9 protein-coding genes and 1 tRNA gene are annotated in these 20,628 nt (G+C 67.6%); 1 reads left to right on the forward strand and 9 read right to left on the reverse strand.

The window, feature by feature from the left end; genetic code table 11:
- Positions 1 to 4: 4 nt before the first annotated feature.
- The 7 genes from VKQ35_RS20355 to VKQ35_RS20385 form a co-directional block, all read right to left on the reverse strand.
- A complete protein-coding gene (locus VKQ35_RS20355) occupies positions 5 to 2,080 on the reverse strand; it encodes a response regulator (RefSeq protein WP_324364553.1) in 2,076 nt (691 codons plus the stop codon).
- Position 2,081: 1 nt separating this feature from the next.
- Positions 2,082 to 7,937, reverse strand: a complete 5,856-nt coding sequence (locus tag VKQ35_RS20360; RefSeq protein ID WP_324364554.1) for a HAMP domain-containing protein — start codon at positions 7,935 to 7,937, stop codon at positions 2,082 to 2,084.
- 207 nt (positions 7,938 to 8,144) lie between these two features.
- The gene (locus tag VKQ35_RS20365) at positions 8,145 to 9,596 is read right to left on the reverse strand and encodes a glutamate synthase subunit beta (RefSeq protein WP_324364555.1); all 1,452 of its coding nucleotides are present in this window, start codon (positions 9,594 to 9,596) and stop codon (positions 8,145 to 8,147) included.
- Between the two features lie 26 nt (positions 9,597 to 9,622).
- Entirely contained in the window at positions 9,623 to 14,266 is a 4,644-nt protein-coding gene (gltB, locus tag VKQ35_RS20370; RefSeq protein ID WP_324364556.1) for a glutamate synthase large subunit, read from the reverse strand.
- A gap of 178 nt (positions 14,267 to 14,444) precedes the next feature.
- Positions 14,445 to 16,043 carry an alginate O-acetyltransferase AlgX-related protein gene (locus tag VKQ35_RS20375; RefSeq protein WP_324364557.1) on the reverse strand — a complete coding sequence of 533 codons (1,599 nt, stop codon included), beginning with the start codon at positions 16,041 to 16,043 and terminating at the stop codon, positions 14,445 to 14,447.
- A gap of 3 nt (positions 16,044 to 16,046) precedes the next feature.
- Complete coding sequence (locus VKQ35_RS20380; RefSeq protein WP_324364558.1) at positions 16,047 to 17,489, reverse strand: MBOAT family O-acyltransferase; 1,443 nt, start codon at positions 17,487 to 17,489, stop codon at positions 16,047 to 16,049.
- 28 nt (positions 17,490 to 17,517) lie between these two features.
- The gene (locus tag VKQ35_RS20385; RefSeq protein WP_324364559.1) at positions 17,518 to 18,201 is read right to left on the reverse strand and encodes a hypothetical protein; all 684 of its coding nucleotides are present in this window, start codon (positions 18,199 to 18,201) and stop codon (positions 17,518 to 17,520) included.
- A 128-nt stretch (positions 18,202 to 18,329) separates the two neighbouring features.
- Here VKQ35_RS20385 and VKQ35_RS20390 point away from each other — a divergent pair, with 128 nt between their 5' ends.
- Positions 18,330 to 19,583 (forward strand): DUF418 domain-containing protein, encoded by a 1,254-nt coding sequence (locus tag VKQ35_RS20390; RefSeq protein ID WP_324364560.1) that lies wholly within the window; start codon positions 18,330 to 18,332, stop codon positions 19,581 to 19,583.
- A gap of 66 nt (positions 19,584 to 19,649) precedes the next feature.
- On the opposite strand, the gene VKQ35_RS20395 is transcribed toward VKQ35_RS20390, so the two are convergent.
- A tRNA-His gene (locus tag VKQ35_RS20395) sits at positions 19,650 to 19,726 on the reverse strand.
- Between the two features lie 58 nt (positions 19,727 to 19,784).
- A complete protein-coding gene (locus VKQ35_RS20400) occupies positions 19,785 to 20,621 on the reverse strand; it encodes a LytTR family DNA-binding domain-containing protein (protein ID WP_324364561.1) in 837 nt (278 codons plus the stop codon).
- Positions 20,622 to 20,628: the final 7 nt, after the last annotated feature.

The raw sequence follows: 20,628 nt of genomic DNA on the forward strand, positions 1-20,628 counted from the left end.
GCGCCTATTCCGCGGCCGCCGAGGCTTGCCGCTCGCGCGTCGCGCGGGGGCGGCGCCTTCGCGTCACCGGGCGGTCGAGCAGCTGCCGCAGCTTGGCCGAGAGGAGGCGGGTCTCATAGGGCTTGTCGAGCAGCGGAAACTCCTTGGTCTCCAGCACCGCGCCCTCGCCAACATAGCCGGAGGTGAGCAGCACCCGCAGCCCCGGACGCAGCTCGCGGGCCGTGCGCGCCAGGCTGACGCCGCTGACCCCGCCCGGCATGACCACGTCGCTGAACAAGAGGTCGATCGGCGCGTCCGACTGGATCACCTCCAACGCCTCGTTCGCGTTGGTGGCGGTGACCACCTGGTAGCCCAGGCCGCCTAGCATATCGACGGTGAGCGTCAGCACCGTGGGATCGTCCTCGACCACCAGGATGCGTTCGCGGCCGCCCTCGACGGTCACCGCCGGGGCCTCCGCCTCGACCCGCGCATCGGGCTCCGCGGAAACCGGCAGACGGAGCGCGAAGGTGGTGCCCTGCCCGACCGTCGAATGCAGTTGCACCTCGCCTTCGGACTGGCGGACAAAGCCGTAGACTTGGCTGAGGCCCAGGCCGGAGCCCTTGCCGACCTCCTTGGTGGTGAAGAACGGCTCGAAGACGCGCTCGCGCACCTCGGGCGACATGCCGACGCCGGTGTCGCGGACCTCGATCATCACATGGCTGGCGTCGCGGCGGGTGGAGATCAAGAGCTGGCCGCCCTCCGGCATGGCGTCGCGCGCATTGACCGCCAGGTTGAGCAGCGCGGTCTCCAGCTGGTTGGGGTCGGCATGCGCGCAGAGCGCCTCGTCGCTGAGCCGCAGATCGAGGGTCACGGCCTCGCCCACCGCCTGGCGGATCAGCGGCGCGAAGCCCTGGATCAGGGCGTTGACGTCGAGGCTGACGGGGCTGAGCTGCTGGCGGCGCGAGAAGGCCAGGAGTTGCTTGGTGAGGTCGCGGCCGCGCTCGGCGGCCTGGCGCACGGCATCGAGGCGGCGCCCACGGCGCTCGTCGTCCTCGGGCTTGCGGGCCATGATGTCGATGTTGCCAAGCACGACGGTCAGCAGGTTGTTGAAGTCGTGGGCGACGCCGCCGGTCAGCTGGCCCACCGCCTCCATCTTGCGCGCCTGGGCGAGCTGTTCCTCGAGCGACCGGCGGTCGGTGGCGTCGAGGATCACGCCGAAGATCTCGCGGGCCTCGCCGTCGTCGCTGGGCGCCACGACGCCCTCGTCCAGCAGGACCTTGTATTGCCCGTCGGCGCACAGCCAGCGGAACTCCACCGAATAGTGGCCGGTGATCGCCGACGCCGAGACCTTCTGCACCACCATCTCCAGGTCGTCGGGATGGATGCGGCTCGAGCCGAAGCCCGGCTCGTCGACGAAGCGGCTGGCGGGAAAGCCGGTGATCTTTTCGACGGCGTCGGAGACGAACTGCGGCGCGAAGGGCGGCTCGATGCTGCGCGAGTGCACGACGATCGGCAACGACCGCAGGATCGCCTCCTGCCGGGCCTCGGTGCGGGCCAGCGCGCGCTCGGTCTGCGCCTTTTCGGCCTTCACGCGGGCATGCTCGTCGAGCAGCCACTGCTGATAGGCCGACTGGCGCTTCATGGCCTCGGTCGTCAGGTAGAGGTCGACCAGGACCGTGACCTTGGACTTCAGGATGAAGGGATCGACCGGCTTGAACACCACATCGACCGCGCCGGAGGCGTAGGCCTGGAAGACGTGCGCCTCGTCGCGGAAAATGGCGGTCAGGAAGACGATCGGCGTCGACGCCGTGCGCTTGCGCGAGCGGATCAGGGCCGCGGTCTCATAGCCGTCCATCCCCGGCATGTGCAGATCCAGCAGGATCAGCGCGAACTGCTCGGTCAAAAGCCGGCGCAGCGCCTCCTCGCCGGAGCGGGCCACCACCAACTCGTGCCCCAGCTCCTCCAGGGCCTGGACCGCGGCGAAGGCGTTCCGTTCGTCATCGTCGACGATCAGGATCCGCGCTTTGAGCGGCGCTTCCAGATCGGGCGCTTCCGCCCGCCAGGATCGTCGCTCGGCCCCCCGGGTTGCGGACCAGGTCACGTCAGCTCGCTTGCGGCATCAGGACGACGGTGTCGGACGCCATTCGTATGGCGTCGGCCCGCTGGATCGAGACCCGCAGGACCGAAACCAGGTGATCGATGTCCACGGGCTTGGACACATAGTCCGAGGCGCCGGCCTGGATGCACTTCTGCCGGTCGCCCTTCATCGCCTTGGCGGTGACCGCGACGATCGGCAGGTCGGCCAGGCCCGAGCGCGAGCGGATCTCGCGGATCGTCTCGTAGCCGTCCATGTCGGGCATCATGATGTCGACCAGCACCACATCGACCTCCGGCTGGGCGTCCAGCACCTCCAGCCCCGCGCGGCCGCTCTCGGCGTAGCTGAGCTCGATCCCGTACTCCTCGAGCGCCGAGGCGAGCGAGAAGATGTTGCGGATGTCGTCGTCGATCACCACGATCTTGCGGCCGGTTAGCACCGGGTCCTGGTGCTTGTTCTGGCTGAGCTTGGCCTTGGCGCCTTCGCTCATCCGTTCCACCGGTTCGTGCAGCATCAGGCTCGCCTGCTCGACCAGTTGGTCGGGTGTACGCGCGATCCGGACGAGACCCCCGAACACCGCCAATCGCAGCCGGCGATCGTCGTCGCCCTCCAGCTCGTCGGGCGCGTAGACCACCGCCGGGATGGAGCGGCCATCGGCCTGTTTCAGATGGTCGACGAGCTGCGGCACCGGCAGCGCCGAGGCCTCGATCATCAGGCCCTCTGGACGCTCGCCGGCCGGACGGGCCAACACCTCGGCGAGGTCGGCGGCGACCTCGACCTCGGTGAAGGCCTGGCGCAGGGTTTCCACGGCCGGGCCTTCGGCGCCCACCAGAACGATGCGGCGGTCAGCCTTGTCGACGAAGCTCTTCACGCCCTGCAGGGTCGAGACCACCACCTCGCGTTCCACCGGCTTGTGGGTGAAGCCGAAGGCGCCCATGGAGAGGCCCAGGCCCTTCTGGTCGTCGGCGGAGATCACGTGCACCGGAATGTGCCGCGTCTCCGGCGTGCGCTTCAGGAGGTCGAGCAGCGCCAGGCCGTCCATGTCCGGCAGGCCGATGTCGAGCATGATGGCGTCGGGGCCGAAACGGCGGGCCAGTGACGGGGCGGCGGCGCCCTCGCCGGTCACCACGCCTTTGAAGCCGCTGTCATGGACAAGGCTCAAGAGGATCGAAGCGAAGCGCGGATCGTCCTCGACGATCAGCACCACGCTGTCCCCCGACCCGATCAGGTCGCGGTCGTCGGCGACGGCCTCGGCCGGTTCGTCGGAGAAGGCGGACGGCATCAGCATCGGCCGCGGCAGCAGCGGATTGGCCGGCAGGCGGCCCGACGCCGGCGCCTGGGCCGGGCTGAAGTTGAGCGGCAGGTAGAGGGTGAAGGTCGAGCCCTTGCCGGCCACAGAGGAGACGCGCAGCTCGCCGCCCAGCAGGCGGGTGATCTCGCGGCTGATGGAGAGGCCCAGGCCCGTGCCGCCATACTTGCGGCTGGTGGTGCCGTCGGCCTGCTGGAAGCTCTCGAAGATGATCCTCTGCTTCTCCTCGGGGATGCCGATGCCGCTGTCTTCCACCGAGAAGGCGAGCACCTGGCCGGCGGTGTTCAGGTGGTCGTTGGTGGCGTTCCAGCCGGAGCTGGCGCGCTCGACCTTCAGCTTCACATGGCCGGCTTCGGTGAACTTGAAGGCGTTCGACAGCAGGTTCTTGATGAACTGCTGCAGGCGCTTGTCGTCGGTGTACATCGACCGCGGCAGCGCGGTGTCGAGCTCGATCTGGAAGTCGAGTTTCTTGTCCGCCGCGATCTGGCTGAACGTGCGGTCGACCTGATCGCTGAGGCTCGCGAAGCTCATCTCGCTGATGTCGAGCGTGACCGTGCCGCTCTCGATCTTGGCGAGGTCGAGCACGTCGTTGATCAGGCCCAGCAGGTCGGTGCCCGCGGCGTGGATGTTCGAGGCGAACTCCACCTGCTTGTCCGACAGGTTGCCCTGGGTGTTGTCGGCCAGGAGCTTGGACAGGATCAGCAGGCTGTTCAGCGGGGTGCGCAGCTCGTGGCTCATGTTGGCCAGGAACTCGGACTTGAACTTGGAGGTGAGCGCCAGCTGTTCGGCCTTGTCCTCCAGCGCGATCTTGGCCTGTTCCACCTCGCGGTTCTTGGCTTCCACCTGCTGGTTCTGGACGCTCAGCAGATGGGCTTTTTCCTGCAGCTCGGCGTTGGTCTGCTGCAGCTCCTCCTGCTTGGTGCGGAGCAGTTCCTCCGATTGGCGCAGCGACGCGGCCTGTTGTTCGAGCCGGTCGTTGGTCTTCTTCAGCTCCTCCTGCTGCGCCTGTAGTTCCGACGTCAGCAGCTGGGATTGTTTCAGCAGGCCCTCGGTGCGCATGTTCGCCGCGATGGTCGAGAGCACGATGCCGATGGATTCCATCAGCTGGTCTAGGAACTGCTGCTGGGTCTCGTTGAACTCGCCGAAAGTGGCCAGTTCGATCACCGCCTTCACCTCGCCTTCGAAGAGGGCGGGGAGCACGATGATGTTGGCCGGCGCTGCCTCGCCAAGGCCCGAGGAGACCTGCACGTAGTCCTTCGGCACGTTGGTCAGCAGGATGCGCGATTTCTCGTAGGCGCACTGCCCGATCAGGCCTTCGCGCAGCTGGAACTGGTTGGCCAGGTGCTTGCGGTTGTTGAAGGCGTAGGAGGCCGCCAGGTTCAGCACCATCTGGCCTTCGTCGTCGCGGTCTGAGACGTAGAAGACCGCGTGCTGGGCGTTGATCAGCGGCGCCAGCTCGCTGAGCACCAGGTTCGACACGGTCGACAGGTCGCGCTCGCCCTGCAGCATGCGGGTGAAGCGCGCCAGGTTGGTCTTCAGCCAGTCCTGCTCGGTGTTCTTCAACGTCTGATCGCGCAGGTTCCGGATCATCTCGTTGATGTTGTTCTTGAGCTCCTCCACCTCGCCGGAGGCTTCCACGGTGATCGACCGCGTCAGGTCGCCCTTGGTCACGGCGGTGGACACCTCGGCGATGGCGCGCACCTGGGTGGTCAGGTTGGCGGCCAGTTCGTTCACGTTGTCGGTCAGGTCGCGCCACAGGCCCGCCGCGCCCGGCACGCGGGCCTGGCCGCCCAGCTTGCCTTCGGAGCCCACCTCGCGGGCCACGTTGGTCACCTGGTCGGCGAAGGTCGCCAGCGTCTCGATCATGCCGTTGATGGTGTCGGCGAGCGCGGCGATTTCGCCCTTGGCGTCGAGCGTCAGCTTGCGCTTCAGGTCGCCCATGGCGACCGCGGTCACCACGTCGGCGATGTTCCGCACCTGACCGGTCAGGTTGGCGGCCATCATGTTCACGTTGTCGGTGAGGTCCTTCCAGGTGCCGGCGACGCCGGGCACCTGCGCCTGGCCGCCGAGCTTGCCTTCGGTGCCCACTTCGCGGGCCACGCGGGTCACTTCGGAGGCGAAGGAGTTCAGCTGGTCCACCATGGTGTTGATGGTGTTCTTCAGCTCCAGGATCTCGCCCCGCACGTCCACGGTGACCTTCTTGGAAAGGTCGCCGCGGGCCACGGCGGTCGTCACGTCGGCGATGTTCCGCACCTGGCCGGTCAGGTTGCCGGCCATCAGGTTCACGTTATCGGTGAGGTCTTTCCAGGCGCCGGCGACACCCTTCACCTGGGCCTGGCCGCCGAGCTTGCCCTCCGTACCCACTTCACGGGCCACGCGGGTCACTTCCGACGAGAAGGAATTGAGCTGGTCCACCATGGTGTTGATGGTGTTCTTCAGCTCCAGGATCTCGCCCCGCACGTCCACGGTGATCTTCTTGGAAAGGTCGCCGTTGGCGACCGCGGTCGTCACTTCGGCGATGTTCCGCACCTGGCCGGTCAGGTTGCCGGCCATCAGATTCACGTTGTCGGTCAGCTCCTTCCAGGTGCCGCCGACGCCCTTCACGTTCGCCTGACCGCCGAGCTTGCCTTCGGTGCCGACCTCGCGCGCCACGCGAGTCACTTCCGAGGCGAAGGCGTTCAGCTGGTCCACCATGGTGTTGATGGTGTTCTTCAGTTCCAGAATTTCGCCCTTCACGTCGACGGTGATCTTCTTGGAAAGGTCGCCGTTGGCCACGGCGGTGGTCACTTCGGCGATGTTCCGCACCTGACCGGTCAGGTTGTTGGCCATCAGGTTCACGTTGTCGGTGAGGTCCTTCCAGGCGCCGGCGACACCCTTCACCTGGGCCTGGCCGCCGAGCTTGCCTTCGGTGCCGACCTCGCGGGCCACGCGGGTGACTTCCGACGAGAAGGAATTGAGCTGGTCCACCATGGTGTTGATGGTGTTCTTCAGCTCCAGGATCTCGCCCCGCACGTCGACGGTGATCTTCTTGGAAAGGTCGCCGTTGGCCACAGCGGTGGTCACTTCGGCGATGTTCCGCACCTGACCGGTCAGGTTGTTGGCCATCAGGTTCACGTTGTCGGTGAGGTCTTTCCAGGTGCCGCCCACGCCCTTCACCTGGGCCTGACCGCCGAGCTTGCCTTCGGTACCCACTTCGCGGGCCACGCGGGTCACTTCGGAGGCGAAGGCGTTCAGCTGGTCCACCATGGTGTTGATGGTATTCTTCAGCTCCAGGATCTCGCCCTTCACGTCGACGGTGATCTTCTTGGAGAGGTCGCCGTTGGCCACGGCGGTGGTCACCTCGGCGATGTTCCGCACCTGGCCGGTCAGGTTGTTGGCCATGAAGTTCACGTTGTCGGTGAGGTCCTTCCAGGCGCCGGTCACGCCCTCGACTCGGGCCTGACCGCCGAGCTTGCCTTCGGTGCCGACCTCGCGGGCCACGCGGGTCACTTCCGAGGAAAAGGCGTTCAGCTGGTCCACCATGGTGTTGATGGTGTTCTTCAGCTCCAGGATCTCACCCTTCACGTCCACGGTGATCTTCTTGGAAAGGTCGCCGCGGGCCACGGCCGTCGTCACTTCGGCGATGTTCCGCACCTGACCGGTCAGGTTGTTGGCCATCAGGTTCACGTTGTCGGTGAGGTCCTTCCAGGCGCCGGTGACGCCCTTCACCTGGGCCTGACCGCCGAGCTTGCCTTCCGTACCCACTTCGCGGGCCACGCGGGTCACTTCGGAAGCGAAGGCGTTCAGCTGGTCCACCATGGTGTTGATGGTGTCCTTCAGCTCCAGCACCTCGCCCTTCACGTCCACGGTGATCTTGCGGCTCAAGTCGCCGTTGGCGACCGCGGTCGTCACCTCGGCGATATTCCGCACCTGGCCGGTCAGGTTGGCGGCCATGAAGTTCACGTTGTCGGTGAGGTCCTTCCAGGTGCCGCCCACGCCCTTCACCTGGGCCTGGCCGCCGAGCTTGCCCTCCGTACCCACTTCACGGGCCACGCGGGTCACTTCCGAGGCGAAGGAGCCGAGCTGCCCCACCATGGTGTTCACGACCTTGCCGATCCGCAGGAACTCGCCGCGCAGGGGTCGTTCCTCGTTCTCCAGGTCCATGGTTTGCGACAGGTCGCCCTTGGCCACGGCGCCGATCACCCGGGCCATTTCGGCGGTGGGGTGCACCATGTCGGCGATCAGGGTGTTGACCGCGTCCACGCTGGCGGCCCAGGAGCCCTGGGCGGCCGGCAGGCGGGCGCGCTGGTTGATCTTGCCCTGGCGGCCGACCGTCTCGCCCAGCCGCTCAAATTCCTTGGTCATGCGGTCGTTGAGCTCGACCACGTCGTTGAAGGCCTCGGCGATCTCTGCGGCGATCCCGCGCCCGCGCGGCAGCCGCACCGAGAAATCGCCGCGCCGGAAGGCCCGCAGCGCCGCCAGCAGTTCCGCGGTTTCCGCCGGATCGCTCTCGGGCCTCTGGGCGCGCGAAGAGCCAGTGGCCTTGGATTTGGTGGCGGAAGCGGCTGCGGTCATGTGTTCCCCCAAGGAACGATAGGTTGCCTTCATCGGGGTTCTGCCGGTCCGTCAGAAGACGGATGCCGGGCACACCCCGCCCTTTCGCCGAACGAATAAATCCGGCGAAAAGTTCCACGAGGGAGACAAATTTTTGGGGACGCCCGAAGGCCTTTGGACCCTAGCGCGTTTCGGGCGCGAGCGCAGCCCCCAATAGGCGCCGGCCGCCTAGCGCGGCAGCTTCGAGGCGCCCATCAGGGCCTCGTCGACGGCGCGGGCGCATTGGCGGCCCTCGCGGATCGCCCAGACCACCAGGGACTGCCCGCGCCGCATGTCGCCGCAGGCAAAGATGTTGCGGACCGAGGTCTGGTAGTTGGCGACATTGGCCGCGACATTGCCGCGCGGATCGAGTTCGACGCCGCTGGAGTCGACGACGCCGGAGACCCGCGGGCCGGTGAAGCCCATGGCCAGCAGGACGAGATCGGCCTTCAGCGTGAACTCCGAGCCCGCGACCTCGCGCATGTGCATGCGCCCGTCGTCGCCCGCGACCCATTCCAGCCGCACGCATTCCAGCGCGGTGATCTTGCCGTCCGCGCCGATGGCCCGCTTGGTGGCGACGGCGAAGTCGCGCTCGCAGCCCTCTTCCTGGCTGGAGGAGGTGCGCAGCTTCAGCGGCCAGTCGGGCCAGGTCATGGCCTTGTTCTCGTGCGCCGGCGGCTGCGGCATGATCTCGAGCTGGGTCACCGAGGCCGCGCCGTGCCGGTTGGAGGTCCCGATGCAGTCACTGCCGGTGTCGCCGCCGCCGATCACCACCACATGCTTGCCGGCCGCCGAGATCGTGCCCGTGGGCGCGGCGATGGCCTCGCTGTCGCCGGCGACGCGCTTGTTCTGCTGGGTGAGGAACTCCATGGCGTAGTGGACGCCGGAAAGCTCGCGGCCCGGCACTTCCAGATCGCGGCCTTGCTCTGCGCCCCCGGCCATCACCAGGACATCGTAGTCGTCGAGCAGGCGCTGCACCGAGACGGTGACGCCCACCTCGAAGCCGGCGCGGAAGATCACGCCCTCGGCCTCCATCTGGCGCACGCGTCGATCGATCAGGTGCTTTTCCATCTTGAAGTCGGGGATCCCGTAGCGGAGCAGGCCGCCGATCCGGTCGGACTTCTCGAAGACGGTCGGCGCATGGCCGGCGCGGGCCAGTTGTTGCGCGCAGGCCAGGCCCGCGGGCCCCGAGCCCACGACGGCGACGCGCTTGCCGGTGCCGCGCGGCGACATCTGCGGCGTGATCCAGCCTTCGTCCCATCCGCGGTCGACGATCTGGCATTCGATCGTCTTGATGGTCACCGGATTGTCCTGGATGTTCAGCGTGCAGGACGCCTCGCAGGGCGCGGGGCAGACGCGGCCGGTGAACTCCGGGAAGTTGTTGGTCGACTGCAGGTTTTCCAGCGCCGCCTTCCACTGGTCCCGGTAGACCAGGTTGTTGAAGTCCGGGATCTGGTTGTTGACCGGGCAGCCCTGGTGGCAGAACGGAATCCCGCAGTCCATGCAGCGCGCGGCCTGCTCACCGACCTGCGGCGCGGCCAAGGGCTGGACGAATTCCTTCCAGGTTTTCAGGCGTGCGGCCACCTTGTCGTAGGTGCGGTCGCTGCGCTCGATCTCGAGGAAGCCGGTGGGCTTGCCCATCGGGGTAATCTCCGGAACTTGAAGGATTATTCCGCGGCGACGGCGGCAGCCGTCGCGCGGTCGGCGGCGAGATCGCTCAACGCCTTCTTGTAGTCGGTGGGCATCACCTTGACGAACGAGCCCAGCGCCTTGTCCCAGTTGGCCAGGATTTCGGCGGCGCGCGCGCTCCTGGTGTGCAGGTGGTGGCGCTCGATCAGGATGCGCAGCCGCTCGGCGTCGAAGCTCAGCATGTCGCCCATGCCGTTGTTCTCGACCGAGACCGAGCGCTGGCTGGGACGGCCGGCCTCGTCGCCGCCGGCCGCCGGCGACACGGGCCCGAGCTCGACCATGGCCTTGTTGCAGAGCACGTCGAAGCGGCCCGCCGGATCGTAGACATAGGCCACGCCGCCGCTCATGCCGGCGGCGAAGTTGCGGCCGGTGTCGCCCAGTACGACGACGACGCCCCCGGTCATATATTCGCAGCCGTGGTCGCCCAGGCCCTCGACCACCGCCACGGCGCCGGAGTTACGCACGGCGAAACGTTCGCCCGCCACGCCCTCGAAATAGGCCTCGCCGGCGATGGCGCCGTAGAGGACCGTGTTGCCGACGAGGATGTTGCGGGTGGGTTCGCGGCGGGCCTCGGGCGGCTGGCGGACCACCACGCGGCCGCCGGAGAGGCCCTTGCCCACATAGTCGTTGGCATCGCCGATCAGCTCCAGCGAGACCCCGCGCGCGGCGAAGGCGCCGAAACTCTGGCCCGCGTTGCCCTTGAAGGTCAGCGAGATCGTGTCATCGGCGAGGCCCGCATGGCCGTAGCGCCGGGCCACCTCGCCGGAGAGCATGGCGCCCACCGTGCGGTTGACGTTGCGCACTGCGTGTTCGCCACGCACAGGCGTGCCGTGCTCCAGCGCCGCCGCGGCGTGCTCGATCAGGGTGTTGTCCAAAGCGCGGCCGAGCCCATGATCCTGGCGATCCTGGTTCCACAGCCCCTTCGCGGCCTCCATCGGGGCGGCGTGAAGGATGCGCGACAGGTCGATCCCCTGCGCCTTCCAGTGTTCCAGGGCAGGCGCGAGGTCGATGCGGTCGACGCGGCCGATCATCTCGTTGACCGTCGCAAAGCCCATCTGCGCCATGATCTCGCGCAGCTCCTCGGCCACGAAGAAAAAATAATTGATCACATGCTCGGGCTGGCCGGTGAAGCGGGCGCGCAGCACCGGGTCCTGGGTCGCCACGCCCACCGGACAGGTGTTGAGGTGGCACTTGCGCATCATGATGCAGCCGGCCGCGATCAAGGGGGCGGTGGCGAAGCCGAACTCGTCGGCGCCCAGCAGCGCACCGATCGCGACGTCACGGCCGGTTCGCAGGCCGCCATCGACCTGGACGGCGATGCGGGTGCGCAGGCCGTTCAGCAGCAGGGTCTGCTGGGTCTCGGCCAGGCCGATCTCCCACGGGGAGCCCGCATGGGTCAGCGAGGTCAGCGGCGAGGCGCCGGTGCCGCCCTCGAAGCCCGAGATCGTCACATGATCGGCGCGCGCCTTGGCGACGCCCGCGGCAACCGTGCCGACGCCGACCTCGGAGACCAGTTTCACTGAAATTCTGGCCTGTTGGTTGACGTTCTTCAGGTCGTGGATGAGCTGGGCCAGGTCTTCGATCGAATAGATATCGTGGTGCGGCGGCGGGCTGATCAGGCCCACGCCTGGCGTCGAGTGGCGCACGCGGGCGATGTTCTTGTCGACCTTGTGGCCGGGCAGCTGGCCGCCCTCGCCGGGCTTGGCGCCCTGGGCCATCTTGATCTGGATGTCATCGGCGTTGACCAGGTATTCGGTGGTGACCCCAAAGCGCCCCGAGGCCACCTGCTTGATAGCCGAGCGCATGGAATCGCCGTTTGCCATGGGCTTGTAGCGGTCGCTCTCCTCGCCGCCCTCGCCGGTGTTCGACCGGCCGCCGATGCGGTTCATGGCGATGGCGAGTGTGGTGTGGGCTTCGCGGCTGATCGAGCCGAAGCTCATGGCCCCGGTGGAGAAGCGCTTGACGATCTCGGCCGCCGGCTCGACATCCTCGATGGGGATCGCCCCGCCCTCGCCCGGCTTCAACTGCATCAGCCCGCGCAGCGTCAGCAGCCGCTCGGACTGCTCGTTGATGGTGGCGGCGAAGGTCTTGTAGGCGTCTGGCAGGTTGCCGCGAACGGCGTGCTGCAGGTTGGAGACCGACTCCGGCGTCCAGGCGTGGGTCTCGCCGCGCAGCCGCCAGGCGTACTGGCCGCCGACGTCGAGCATGGTCTGGTAGATCGGATTGTCGCCGTAGGCGTCGCGGTGGCGGCGCACGGCCTCACCGGCGACCTCCGCCAGGCCGACGCCCTCGATCTGCGACGCGGTGCCGGTGAAGTACTTCTCGATCAGCGCGGTCGACAGGCCCACGGCGTCGAAGATTTGGGCGCCGCAGTAGGACTGGTAGGTGGAGATGCCCATCTTGGACATCACCTTGAGCACGCCCTTGCCGATGGCCTTGATGTAGTTCTTGCGGACCTCGTAGGCGGTCTGGGAAAGACCGTTCTGGATGCGCAGCGCCTCGATGGTCTGGAAGGCCAGATAGGGGTTCACCGCCTCCGCGCCATAGCCCGCGAGCACGCAGAAATGGTGCACCTCGCGCGCCTCGCCGGTTTCGATGACCAAGCCCGTCTGCATGCGCAGGCCCTGGCGGATCAGGTGGTGGTGCACCGCCGCCGTCGCGAGCGCCGCCGGGATCGGCACCCGGTCCGGCCCCGCCGCCCGATCCGAGAGGATCAGGATGTTCATGTCGGCCAGCACCGCGTCGGTGGCGTTGCGGCACAGCCGTTCCAGCGCCGCTTCCAGGCCATTGGCGCCCTCGGAAGCGGGCCAGGTCGTGTCGAGGGTTTCGGTGCGGAAGGCCCCGTCCAGGAGCTCGTTGATCGCGCGGATCTTGGCCAGGTCCTCGTCGGTGAGGATCGGCTGGGCGACCTCCAGGCGCTTGTGGGTGCCGGCTTGACGGCCGAGCAGGTTCGGCCTGGGCCCGATCATCGAGACCAGGCTCATCACCAGCTCCTCGCGGATCGGGTCGATGGGCGGGTTGGTGACCTGGGCGAAGTTCTGCTTGAAATATTCGTAGAGCAGCTTCGGCCGGCGCGAGAGCACCGCAATCGGCGTGTCGAAGCCCATCGAGCCCAGCGGGTCGTCGCCCGCCTTGGCCATGGGCTCCAGGAAGAACTGCAGGTCTTCCTGGGTGTAGCCGAAGGCCTGCTGGCGATCGAGCAGGGTCGCCGGATCGTTGGAGACCGGCGGCGCCTGCGGCTCTTCGGCGAGCGCCAGCTCTTCCAGCTTGAACTGGGTCTCGGCGAGCCACTCCTCGTAGGGCGCCGCTTCGGAGAGGGACCGCTTGATCTCCTCGTCCTCGATGATGCGGCCTTCCTCCATGTCGATCAGCAGCATCTTGCCGGGCTGCAGGCGCCACTTGCGGACTATGCGCTCCTCGGGGACGTCGAGGACGCCGACCTCGGAGGCCATGATCACATGGTCCTGGTCGGTGATGATGAAGCGCGCGGGCCTGAGGCCGTTGCGGTCGAGGGTCGCCCCGATCTGGCGACCGTCGGTGAAGGCCACGGCGGCCGGGCCGTCCCACGGCTCCATCAAAGCGGCGTGGTATTCGTAGAAGGCGCGCCGCTTGGCATCCATCAGCGGATTGCCGGCCCAGGCCTCGGGCATCAGCATCATCACCGCCTGGGCCAGCGGATAGCCGCCGGCGACCAGCAGTTCGAGCGCGTTGTCCAGGCAGGCGGTGTCCGACTGGCCGTGCGGGATCAGCGGCCACATCTTGTTGAGGTCGGGGCCCAGCAGCTCGCTTTCCAGCGTGCGGCGGCGCGCGTTCATCCAGTTCACGTTGCCGCGCACGGTGTTGATCTCGCCGTTGTGGGCGATGAACCGGTAGGGGTGCGCCAGGCGCCACGATGGGAAGGTGTTGGTCGAGAACCGCTGGTGGACCAGCGCCAGGGCCGACTCCGCCAGGGGATCGGTCAGGTCCTTGTAGAAGGTGCCGACCTGGTGGGCGAGCAGCAGCCCCTTGTAGACCACCGTCCGCGTCGACAGCGAGGGGATGTAGAGCTCGGTCAGGCCCGGCATCTTGCGCTTGGCGGCGAGTTCGCGCAGCGGGTTCTGGGTCTGCTTGCGCACCGCCAGCAGCTTGCGTTCATGGGCGTCCTGGTCGCGGATGTTGGGACCGCGGCCGATGATCGCCTGGCGGATGACCGGCATCTGGGCCAGCACCGCCTCGCCCAGGCCCGTGGTGTCCACCGGCACGTCGCGCCAGCCGATCAGCGGCTGCTTCTCGACGGCCAGGAAGTGCTCCAGCTGGCCCATGGCCACTTCGCGCGCCAGCTCGTCGCGCGGCAGGAAGCACATGGCGACCGCATATTCCCCGGCTGGCGGCAGGGTCACGCTCTCGCCTTCCGCCCAGGCAGCCAAGAGGCCGTGCGGAATCTGAATCAGGCAGCCGGCGCCGTCGCCGACCAGCGGGTCCGCGCCCACGGCCCCGCGGTGATCGAGATTGACCAGGATCTGCAGGCCGCACTGGATCACCTCGTGCGATTTGCGGCCCTTGATATTGGCCACAAAGCCCACGCCGCACGAGTCATGCTCGTTCGCCGGATCGTACAGTCCCTGCTTGTGGGGAAACCCCATCTCGTCCTCGTAAAACCGATACCCAATAGACACGCGTAAACGCGGCCGAACCTCACGTTGTTGAGAGGCTGGTCGTGTTCCGGGGCATTTACCCGGCAAGATCGCCCCTTGTCGATGGGCGGAGGGCCCAGCGCGGGGAAGATTTTTCTAATGGCTGCCGCAGGGCGCCTGCAGGCGCTTAGGGCATGGTCACCGTCTGCTTACCCACACAGCCCATCCAGCCATCGGAGACCTGGCGGTAGAGCATGGCGTCGTAGCGTCCGGGCGGCATCTTGTGGATCGCAAAGGTCTCGACGAAGCCGCTGGAGACCATCTTCGGATTGTTGAAATAGTTCCCCACGTCGGGCCTGGGCTTGTCCACCTGGATCGGACCGGCCAGCACCACGTTGGCGCCCTTGAGCGCCAGGAAGCCCTTGGCCGATGGCCGCCAGTCGGAAACCCCCGAGATCCAGCCGGACCCCATGAAGGTCGCCTCGCCGTCCTCGCTCGGCTTGAAGTCGACGATTTCGAGATTGCAGGCGCCGGTGATCTTCGCCCCGGCCATGATCGCGGCGACCTTGGCGTTCGGCGGCGCCAGCGTCGGCGTCCCCGCGGCGCCCAGGGTGGGCGAGGCGGCGATCGCGTGATCGATACGGGTCGTGGCCTCCTTGGACGCCGTCGGGCCATCGCCCATCGATACCCGCAGGCCATGCTCCACGACCTCGAGGATCACGATGTCGGGCTTGAAGCGGTCGATCAGGTCGGGGCGCCAGGCGCCGTCCTGATTGTGCGCCAGGATGATCCGGCTGAAGTGCGGCAGCATCATCGGCAGGATCTCGTTGGAGAACGAGTCCCGGGTCATCAGCAGCACAGGCTTGCCGGTCTCGCCAGTGTCGATCACCTGCGGCGCGGTCCAGTCCTGCTTGGGGCCCAGGTAGGTGGTCTGGATTTTCGCTTCGCCGGCCGGATTGTCGATGTGCGGAAAATCGATGTCCACGAAGCTCGCCACGCCCAGCATCAGGGCGAGATCGCGCGGCCGGTTCTTCGCGTGGGATGTCTCCACGATGAAGTCGGACATCGGTCGGGGCCCCTCGGTCAGGCCGAGCGCCTGCAGGTGGCCCATCAGGCCCGCGTAGCCGGCGTAGGCGCCATAGCCCGTCCAGTGGGTGTCGTGCCGGCTGAAGGTCTTCTGACCGTTGCGGGTCGCCTGCGCCACATAGGGATGCAGGTAGAGGACGTCGCCGACGCCCGCGTCACGGGCGAGCTTGGAGAGCAATAGGGTCGAGCGCTGCGAGCTGGGGCCTGGGTACCAGGCCGGCCCGAACTGCGGATAGATCGTCTCCTTCACCGGGGCCGCGACCACTACATAGGGAATGTTGCGCGCCTTGAGAGTCTCGGTCCGGCCGGCGAGAAAGCTGAGCCAGGAGCGCGCCTCGGGCCCCAGGATCGGCGGATCGCCCCGCGAGGCGCCCAGGTGGGTGCCGTCGTCGAAAAACAGCCAACCCTGGCGGCCGACGATCACCCGGTTCGAGCCGCTGACGCCCACCAGCATGCGCAGACGGTTCAGGAGCCCGATCAGGTAGGGCCGGATCGGGAAGTGATCGGCGACGTAGGGGTCGGCCGCCTGGCGAAACGCCTCGACCTCGGAAAGATGCTGCGGCCAGGCCGGCTGGGCGGCCAGCACGCGGTTTTCCTGGATGTCTGGAGCCTTGACGAAGCAGGGCGTGAGCCAGGCCGCCGCCATCAGGACCAGGACGGTTCCGATCAGCAGGCGCCAGTGAAGACGGGAGGCCAGCACCGCTCAGAACCTGAAATAGAGGAAGGGGTTGAGGGTCGACCCCACCAGGATCGCGATGGAGAGCACGAAGCCCGCCGCCAGCAGCGGAATCGGCAGCGCGTGCACGCTGCGCGTCTCCAGCCGGCCGGGCAGATCGGGCCGCGGCGGCTCGGCGCGCGGGGTGCGGAGCGCCTGCATCGCCGCCGGCAGCAGCGGCGCGGCCAGCAGGGTTCCCGCCGCCAGCGCCGCCAGGGTCTGGGCGTTCAGCAGGATCGCAAGCGCCGTGTCGGGCGCCGCGAACTGGCTAAGCTGAGCCATCTGGCCAAGGTAGCCCAGCGCCTGTGGCACGCTGTCGGCGCGGAAGAACACCCAGCCGACCATGACCACCAGCATCGCGTAGAGATGGCGCAGCGGCCGCGGCGCACGGTCCAGCAGGCGGCCCAGCCCGAACCGCTCCAGCATCAGAAAGGCTCCGTGATAGAGGCCCCAGATGATGAACCGCCCCGCCGCGCCATGCCAAAGGCCGGTCAGGAAGAAGACGATCAGCAGGTTCCGGACGGTCTGCAGCAGGCCGTGCCGGTTGCCGCCCAGCGGGATGTAGACGTAGTCCCTAAACCAGGACGACAGGCTCATGTGCCAGCGCCGCCAGAAGTCGGTGATCGACTGGGCGATGTAGGGGTAGTCGAAGTTCTTCGGGAAGGTGAAGCCCAGCAGGAAGGCGAGCCCGATCGCCATGTTGGAATAGCCGCAGAAGTCGAAATAGATCTGCAGGGTGTAGGCCCAGACGCCAAGCCAGGCCGTCGTGGCGTCCAGGTGCGTGAGGTCCGCGGCGAAGGCGTGGTCGGCCAGCGGCGCCACCACATTGGCCACCAACACCTTCTGGCAGAGGCCGACGATGAAGTACTGGACCCCCAGGCCGATGTGGGCGGTCCTGCGCCTTTGCGCATGCATCTCGTCGCGGATGTCGGCGTAGCGGACGATGGGCCCGGCGATCAGGTGCGGGAACATCAGAATGTAGGCCGCGAACCGCGTCAGATCGCGCTCAACCTTCACAGAGCCCCGGTGCACGTCGACCGCGTAGCTGACCAGCTGGAAGGTGAAGAAAGAGATGCCGAGCGGCAGGCGCTGGTGGATCTCCGGCAGGGGCGCGTGCGGCAGGAAATGGTTCAGTTCGTGGGCGAGGAACTGCGAGTATTTGAAGAAGCCCAGCACCGCGAAGTCGGCGACCACGACCGCGGCCAGGATCGCCAGCCTTCGCCGCCGGTCGCTGGTCGCATCGAGCCAGCGGGAGCCCACATAGTTCAGCCCGATCAGGCCCAGCAGCAGGAAGACGAAGACGCCCTCGCCCCAGACGTAGAAGGCGGCGCTGCCGGCCAAGAGGGCGCCGGCCCGCCAGCCGGACACGTAGTAGCCGAGCAGGAAGAACGGCAGAAAATAGAAGATGAAGATGACCGAGCTGAAGACCACGCCCTGAGGACTCCCCGGACGCTGGCGATCAGGACTTCGGCGCGGCAGGTAGCGCGGCCGGCGGCGGCGGAGATGACGCCGCGGTCGGGTCCAGGGGCTCGGTGATGGCGATCTGGCGGATCACGAAGGCGCCGCCGGGCTTGTCTTCGATATCGAAGCGGATCTGATTGATGATCGAGGCCATCCAGTCCGGGCCGCCCAGGGCTTGGTGGCTCATGTCGTAGACCAGCGTTGTGGTCTCGCCGACCTTGGGATCGGCGCCGGAGGTCGGCTTGCCCAGGAAGTTGATCGTCTCGCTGTGACCCGCGGTCGAATAGTAGAGCGCACCGTCCCAGGCCGACGCCGCCGCCGTGCGGGTCAGCCGCACCAGCACGACCGGATATTGCGCGCCCGGCACGTTGAGCCCCTTCGGCGAGCGCAACGTCGGATCGGCGATGGTGACGGCCAGGCCCTGCCCAGTGGCGGGGCTGATCTTGCTGCCCATGGCGGTGAAGCCGTCGGTCGAGCCGTCGAAGGTCCAGAGCTTGGCGGTCTTCAGCGCGCGGCCGTTGAACTCAAAGCCGCCGGTCGTGGCGTTCCAGCGCACCGGGCTGTCGCGCTCCGGGCCGACGGGGGGCGCGGCGACCGGGGTTTGCGCCTTGTCGGCCGGGCGGCCGCAGGCGGCCAACAACGCCACGGCGGTGGCAAGTCCGATCCAGGTCAGGCGTTTCACCGTGGCGGTCTCCGTGAGCGGCGGCCGCCGCGGCAGCCGGAATCGACCTGAGGTTTAGCATGGGCCGGCGTGCGGTTGACACCCCGGGCGGCGCGCTCATCCTTCGAGAAAACCAGGGAGAACGCGGAATGCCGGGCGCAGCGGGCGGGGCGGAAGCCGACCGCCACATCTCGATCGACGCCGTTCGCGGTTTCGCGGTCCTGGGCATCCTCCTGATGAACATCGTCGGCATGGGGATGCCAGCCTTCGCCTATCTCGACCCGACCTACGCCGGCGGTTCCACCGGCGCGGACCTCTGGACCTGGGCCGTCAACAACGTGCTCACCGACGGCAAGATGCGCGCGCTCTTCACTATGCTGTTCGGAGCCAGCGCCGTCCTGATCGCCGAGCGCGCCGAGGGCGGCAGGCCCGGGCCGATGGCCACCCACTACCGCCGGATGTTCTGGCTGTTCGTGATCGGCATGATCCACGCCTATTTCCTGTGGTGGGGCGATATCCTGGTCACCTATGCCCTGGCGGGCCTCGTGATCTTCCCGTTCCGCAAGCTGAGCTGGAAGGTCCAGCTCGGCGTCGGCGTCGCGATCCTGGCGGTGCTGCTGGGCGCAAACCTTGTGGTGGCCGACCAGCTGATCGCCATGCACGCCGCAGCGACCGCGCCGGGCGCCTCGCCCGACGCGATCAAGAGCTGGCAGGAGGCCTCGCAGCTCGTCGCCCCCTCTGCTCAGATGGGCCAGCTGGAGATTGCCGGCTATCGCGGCGGCTTCATGGATGCGCTCAGGGTCCGCGCGCTGGCCGCCCGGCTGATCCAGACCTACCTGATGCCGACCGGCGAAATTCCCGAGGCGATCGGTCAGATGTTCGTCGGCATGGCCCTGTTCCGCACCGGCTTCTTCACGCTCGGGTGGTCGAGCCGCGCCTACGGGGCGATGATCGCGGTGGGTTACCTTTTGGCTGTGCCAGTGACGGCCTGGATCGCCTGGATGATCTGGCGGGCGGGCTTCGAGCCGCTGACCATCAACAAGCTGGAGGACTGGCAGCAGGTCACCCGCCTGTTGATCGGCCTGGCGCACGCCAGCGTGCTTCTGCTGATCGTCCGCGCCGGCGCGGCCCAGGCCGTGATCGACCGGCTGGCGGCGGCAGGCCGCATGGCCTTCAGCAACTATCTGGGCACCTCGATCATCACCACCCTGGTGTTCGATGGTTTCGGTCTGGGGCTCTACGGCCGCCTCTCGCGCTTCCAGGAGCTCATCGTCGTGGCCGGGGTGTGGGTGTTCATCCTCGCCTGGAGCAAACCATGGCTCGCACGGTTCTACTACGGACCGTTCGAATGGGTCTGGCGCTCGCTGGTCCGCTGGAAGCCGCAACCCTTCCTGCGCAAGTGACCGAAGGCCGCCGCTGCCGCAGCCTAGACCGGGCTGCCCAGATCATGCTGTGGGGGATATTCGCGATGGTACCAGCTCTCGGGCTCGAACCGAGGACCTCTAGATCCACAATCTAGCGCTCTAACCAACTGAGCTAAGCCGGCCCATCGCGAGGGGGGTTTCTAGTCGCGCGGCGCGGCCCAATCAAGTCAAACAGGCGAGTCAGTCGGCGAGCAGCGGATGGCGATAGCGCCGGCTGCCGGCCAGTTCCCGTCCGTCGGTCAGCCGCACCGTAAAATCGCCGGTCGGCTTGGACTCAATCGCCGCCACGGCCTGGCGCCGCACGAGGCGCGAGCGGTGGATGCGCACGAAGCCCGCGGTGTGCAGCCGCCGCTCCATCTCCGACAGCGAGGCGCGGTGCAGCAGGCCCGCGCCGCCGCGGTGCAGCTCCACATAGTTGCCGGCCGCCTCCACCCAGACCACCTCGGCCAGCGGCACGAAGTGACGGCGCGCGCCGTCCCGCACTTCAAGGACGTCGGCCCATGCGTCGGCGACGCCGGCCGCGGACTTGGCCCTCACCAGGCGCCAGAAGGTGTAGACGCCGACGATCGCCGCATAGACCATCAGGTCCTTGCGCAGCTCGTAGGGCCAGTCACCCAAGGGGCCGAGCGGGTCGTATCGTGCGCGCATCACCCGATAGACCGCCCAGCGCGCCGCGCCGATGAACAGCACGTGGACCAGCGAAATGGCGACCGCGGCCACGAAATGGATCGCCAACCTCGGGAGCAGCGGACGGTCGCCCAGCCACGCACGTCGGGTGAGCAGCTGGATGATCGGCCCCACGGCCAGGAAGAAGAGGCCGCTGGAGACCTCCCACACGGCAGGCTCCCAGGGCGCCAGCGGATGACCCGCCCTGACGTGCTCATGGTAGGTGTTCATGGCGTTGAAGGTGAGCAGCACCGCCAGCACCGCCAGCGCGATGCCAAGGAACTGCAGGTCGTCCCGGGGGCTGCCGGGCGGCGGGCCGGAGCGCGCTGCTGGATCGCCGACCCCGCTCATCCCCCGC

The sequence above is a fragment of the Phenylobacterium sp. genome (genome assembly GCF_035309685.1).
Classification (GTDB): domain Bacteria; phylum Pseudomonadota; class Alphaproteobacteria; order Caulobacterales; family Caulobacteraceae; genus Phenylobacterium.